Raw genomic sequence first — 5,542 nt, forward strand, 5'->3', positions numbered from 1 at the left:
CTTCCAACTTACGCTCAAGCACGATCCCCGCTTCAAGCGGTTGCAGCAATATGGCCATCTTGTCTTTGCCAAAGTCGGCACAAACGACTCTCCACCTTTGCTCGAACAGCTCAGCAACGATGTTAGCCATAGCGAACTTCAATAATGATTGATCGTCGCCCGTGTACTTGCGCGACCACTCCTCATATTGGTCGATCGATATAACGGCTACCGTAAAGGGTTCTGACGACCATTCACCGAAGTAGCGATGCCACTTTTCCTCTATATCCCGTTTGCCCGTCAAGTTCCCCGTGTACATATCATACAGCAGCTTAGATGACGCCTCCGACATCGTCTCCCTTACGAGCTGAGACAGATGCGCATGGTTAGTAAGCAGTTCACCAGCCAGCTTCTCGAGATCGATACCTTCGGAATTCATGGACTTGCGGTCGTAGCTGCTAAATAACTGCATCAGCCTGCGGACAGGGCGGAATGCTGCGGCATTGATGTAGAAAATCGTCGCGCATCCGAGCGCCAGTGCTGCCACGGAAACGATCAAGACGGCATTGCGAACCTTCTTGGACTTGGCCAGCAGACTGTCCTGTACGACTATGGATACGTATTTCCAGCCCGTTACTTCTGAGACAAGCTGATTGACCAGGAATTTGCGATTCTGATGGGTAATGTCACTGCTGCCATCCTCCCTGAGCTGGGCTAGCGCCTGCCGAATCGACTCCTGGTCGAAATCATAGTTGGAGACCGCGTAAAGGATCTCATCATGCTCGTCGATGATATAACGCATCCGATTTAGATTGTTTAGCACAGGAGGATTCAGCTTAGCGAACAGCTCCTCATCCTTGAGGTTGACAGTCACAATTCCCTTGAACTGTCCTTGAATCATGATTTTGCGAAAAAGTGTAACTTCGGAGCCCTTTCTACCAGCGCCCTCCGGCACCTGACGCTTCTTGATCACCGTCATGCCGTCACCGAACTCGTCGACGACATTAATCCAATCTGAATCGTCAAAGTTCCGTTTGCTCGAGCTGTAGCCTTGCGGAATGGCGATGAAGCTCCCTTTTGTCATATCATACACATAGATGCTCTTGATATATTTAGAATTGCTTATCAGGGTGGACAGCAATTGATAGATATCCGATATGTTGGCGTACGAATTCTGTACCTCACTTGTCAGGAACTTATAAATATTTGCGTTCAAAGCGACCTGAATGGCGGCCTTATCACTCTCTTTGATAGCGTCATCAATGACGTTCATATTCAATTGAAGCATTTGGCGTTGCGGCTCGCTGAGTTCTTCCTGCAGGACAGACTTTGACGTATAGTAGGATGTCAGGCTGACGGCTAGAATGATTAGAAACACCGATACGGTTAAAATGAGTACGAGCCGAGTTTGCGTATGGGCTAAATTGTATTTCAGCCATTTTTTCAAGGATTGCATCACGTTGGGGTTCCCACCTTATTAGGAGATCTTACTATTATAGCGCGATCCGTTCCCTCGCGACACRTTCCTTCCCGGCTGCCCATTCTCCATTTCACTCTCTCTAGCCTCAGCTTTTAATTCTTAAGTTGTTCATCATGGCATTCGCTTCAATCCCAGCCAAGAGTACGATGCCAATCCCGTGTGTGTCATTCAGGTTCCAGCCAAGTTCATGTTTATAATACGCATTCGAGTAAGACCAGCTGGAGCCTTTGCATACGCCGTACAAGTTCCCGTGCTTATCAATAACGCGTGCGCATAAGCCATTCCAGCCGGACATTACCGCCTCCGTGAACGCTTGAGGCTCTTGGAACCAACCGTGACGTACACCAAGTGCGAAGCCATAGATGAACATCGATGTACACGACGCCTCCTCATACGACTCAGGATCCGTCAATACCTGATGCCACAAGCCGCTTTTGCCCTGCAGCCGGAGATAACCTTCCGCCAACTCCCGGTAAAAGCGGAGAATATCTTTGTAGCTGGAATGCCCTTTCGGCAGTGCTTGCAGCAGCACGGAGAGGGAGAAAAATACCCAGCCATTCCCCCGCCCCCATGTCGTCAATGACGGCTTTCCACTGCTTACGTCATAGACATGAGACATGATTTGCTGATCAGGCATATATAGATATTTTTTATATAACAGCAGTTGGCGGGAAGCTTCTTCTACATATCTTAAATCTCCGGATAACTCGCTATATCGGCATAGAAACGGCACACTCATGTACATGTCATCGCACCACATGGTATTATGCATGCTTGGCGATACGCCGATACGACGGTAAAGCGTCCCATCCTCCAAACGGTCTTGCACATTCATGATGTAATGCGCGATGTCGTCCGAAACCGCACGTGCTCCCTTCAACTGCCGCAAGCGGTTCGCTAGAATCGCAAGCGCTCCGAAGGATCCGCAGTCATCAAGGCTGTCGATATGCGATAACTGATTATTCAAGCCAGCCGCTCCAAAGTACTTCCGATCCCAAAGGGAATACGCATAGGTGGACGTCGCAAATTCCACGTGCCGGGTTACGTAATCCGACATATCGCTGCGCGCTAATAAACGACTGGTCTCAAGCAGCCCGAATAAGGTGACACCAAGCGGGTAGTTCCAGCGGCCGAAAAGTTCGTTCTCGAGAAAAGGTCTAACGTAAGTCCCAGGCTCATTCGTCGTCCAGAACACCTCACCTGTAGTGCCAGCTGCAACCGTATCCATCTTCATATAGTCTTCCGCGCGCAGCTCGGCGTCAGCAGCGAAAGGCCCCAGATACAGCCATTTGCCTGCATAGCCATGAACTTTGATTGGCGTGTTAAGCACTACACTCTTCAAATCCCCAAGCAGCTGAAACCCCCAACCCTCGCCACTACACGTGCTGTATGCCACGAGRCTTCCACTTCGCCGGCACGATTCTAAATTGAAACTGAACGAGCCTGCCCCGGCAGCTTCATAGATCTTATATCCATTCCAGATAAAAGTCACCGGGCCGTAAGTAACCCCCGACACAGTCACGGGACCGGTCATTGCAGGGTCAACTCGCACATTTGTCCATGAGATTGCCTTCCAACCAGGATACAGACCGTAGAGTTGTTCCAAATGGCCTTGCCCATTACCGCTATCTCTGTTGTCTGCGCGCTGCGGGAGCCAGGATGTCGCACCTACTACCTCTTCCCTCATCGTCGCAGCCGGAATTTGTGTAAGCGGGCTTTCCAGCGGAGTCGTATATATCCAGCCTTCTTCTCCCTCACGCTCTAGCGAAGGTGCAAGAAAAGTATAAGGCTTATTCTTGCGGTTACCAGAGCCAAATTCCGCTCCGCAGCAACCATCTGCACGTTTGCTAAGCGCCAGAACAAAATGGTTCCAGCCCCGAACCAGCCCAATCTTCAGCTTCAGCGGCGATGCTCCTTCCGCTTCCTCCTCGGGGGAGGAGCCGAAACACTGCTCCCCATTGTGATAGAGCTGGACAGGACCGAGACATCGAAGAAGAAATACGAACTCTTGCGGCTCCTCGATCCACAGCTTCGCCCAGGCATATACCTGCTGACCCGTGCGCATGTCAGGAAATATACGTTCAATTGGAAACGAATACGTATGGTTTTCAAGCTTACGGATTTCACTCGATCGTGTGACCCTATACACCGGACCATGCGGCGGATGCTCACCGATGTAACGCTGAGCCATCACGGTCAGCACATGAGGAATGTTGGTACCATCCGTCTGAGCGGCCATACTCTCCTCTGGATTTATATAGCGGGTTAATGATGTCGTCACTCTCCTGCCACTCCTTTTCCGCTTAGACTGAGAGCCTTCTTCGAGAATTCCCCGTTAAGTACTTCCTCAATTGTAACAGGGCGGTGTTCCTTCACAGAACGCCATACCGCTTCCCCGGTCGCCACCGAATACGCGCCATCCACGGCTCCGGATAGAATTCTGTAAGGCCGCCGGCGATCCTCGCCCATAAATAAATCCTCAAGCAATAGCGGGTCTCCGCCTCCATGACCACCTTCTCGGTGCACCACATGGATCGTTTCCTTAGAGCCAAACAATGGGTAATAATCGATCGTCTGCACAGGCATCGGAAAGGGGGTACGACTCGGCATATGATACTCCACCGACTCAAGTCTCCCTTTCGTACCGTTAATAGCCAATCGATATCCCTCGTACGGCAGGGAGAAGTTAACCGAGTAACTGAGGAGTGCGCCGCCGTTATATTTGACCGTTGCTGCATAGGTATCCTCAATATCAATTTGTGAATCGAAGATACATTGATCAGGCCGATAATCCGAGTAAGGAAACTTGCTTTTCACCGCTCCCAGTGAACCGAGATGATCGTCCTGTACTTGCATATTTTTGCTTCGCGTGTTCCAACGGGAATAATAGTCGCAATCCGCGGTTTGCTCACACGTCGAGCAGTAACGGCCGTCCTCCTTACTAGGGTTCGCTTCCCCTTCGGCTCCGTAATAATTTAAGGCACCATAGGCGAATACCTCGACAGGTTGCTGCCCGATCCACCAATTCACCAGATCGAAATGATGCGTGCATTTATGAATGGATAACCCTCCAGATAGCTCCCTAACCCGATTCCAACGTTTAAAATAACTTGAACCATGATAGGTATCGAGATACCAATTCAAGTCAATCGAGGTAATCCTGCCAAGCTTGCCTGCCAGAAGCATTTCCTTAATCTTCGTATGAATGGGTGCATAACGGTAATTGAAAGTAACCGTGACCGTCCCTTTACTAGCTGATTCAGCCTCCATCACACGCTTAGCGTCTTCTCCCGTTGTCACCATCGGCTTCTCCGTGATCACGTCCAAATCATGCTCAAGAGCCGCTATGATATATTTCGCATGGGTATCGTCCCGCCCAGCGACAATGATGACGTCCGGACGCGTCTCTTCAACCATCCGGTCGAAGTCATGTTCTTCGTAAGTACCGATCTCCTGCTGCTCCGGAAATCTTGTCCGAAATAGCTCGAAGCGAGCTGGGTCGCGATCCAACAAGCCGACGAGCTCGCATCGAGCGGAGAAGGTCGACGTAATTGGCTTGGCGAACATTCCCAGCGCCCGACCGCTTACCCCGCAGATGGCATATCGCTTTCTCATGAGCTACATTCCCTTCCATGTTTAACTACTCAGCGCGTTAGGGCCCCGCAGGAAGTTAAGTAGGCTTTGCGGGTGGACCCACGCGCTGGCTATCACGTTGTTACTTTTTCACCTTTGCGTACCATTCTTGGACGCGTTCAGTTACCTTGTCGCCTCCGGATTTTTTCCAACGGTCAACAAACTCATCGAATTTCTCCATCGGCCATTCGCCGATCACAATTTTGGTCAAATATTCCTGGAAAAGCTTATGCGATTGAATATCTGGAAAGCCTTCGTATACCGTGTTCGGCAGGCCGTCTCCAGCAATGCGGCGGGCATCAGCCGTGTTGACGGTGAAAATATCTTGCACCATCTTCTGCATGTTCTCCGGGATTGTTTCTTTGATCCGTATATCCATATCCTCTTTGGTTGTCAAATTACGCATGCCCAGAGCAAGCGGACGGCTATCCTCTGGCGGCAGCAGTACCT

General features: G+C 50.5%; 3 protein-coding genes and 1 pseudogene. All 4 read right to left on the reverse strand.

Annotation, left to right across the window (positions count from 1 at the left end):
* Nucleotides 1-1,435, reverse strand: a 1,435-nt coding sequence (locus tag AC1DUA_RS21340) for a cache domain-containing protein (RefSeq protein WP_477501687.1), incomplete at its 3' end; no start/stop codon positions are given.
* A gap of 109 nt (nucleotides 1,436-1,544) precedes the next feature.
* On the reverse strand, nucleotides 1,545-3,740 hold the full coding sequence (locus tag AC1DUA_RS21345; RefSeq protein ID WP_477501688.1) for a glycoside hydrolase family 88/105 protein: 2,196 nt from the start codon (nucleotides 3,738-3,740) through the stop codon (nucleotides 1,545-1,547).
* The gene (locus tag AC1DUA_RS21350) at nucleotides 3,737-5,074 is read right to left on the reverse strand and encodes a Gfo/Idh/MocA family protein (RefSeq protein WP_477501689.1); all 1,338 of its coding nucleotides are present in this window, start codon (nucleotides 5,072-5,074) and stop codon (nucleotides 3,737-3,739) included. The genes AC1DUA_RS21345 and AC1DUA_RS21350 overlap by 4 nt, the downstream gene beginning before the upstream one ends.
* Nucleotides 5,075-5,174: 100 nt before the next feature.
* Nucleotides 5,175-5,542 (reverse strand): annotated as a pseudogene (locus AC1DUA_RS21355) (extracellular solute-binding protein); the annotation flags it as partial.

The organism is Paenibacillus sp. 01T422 (assembly GCF_056398785.1).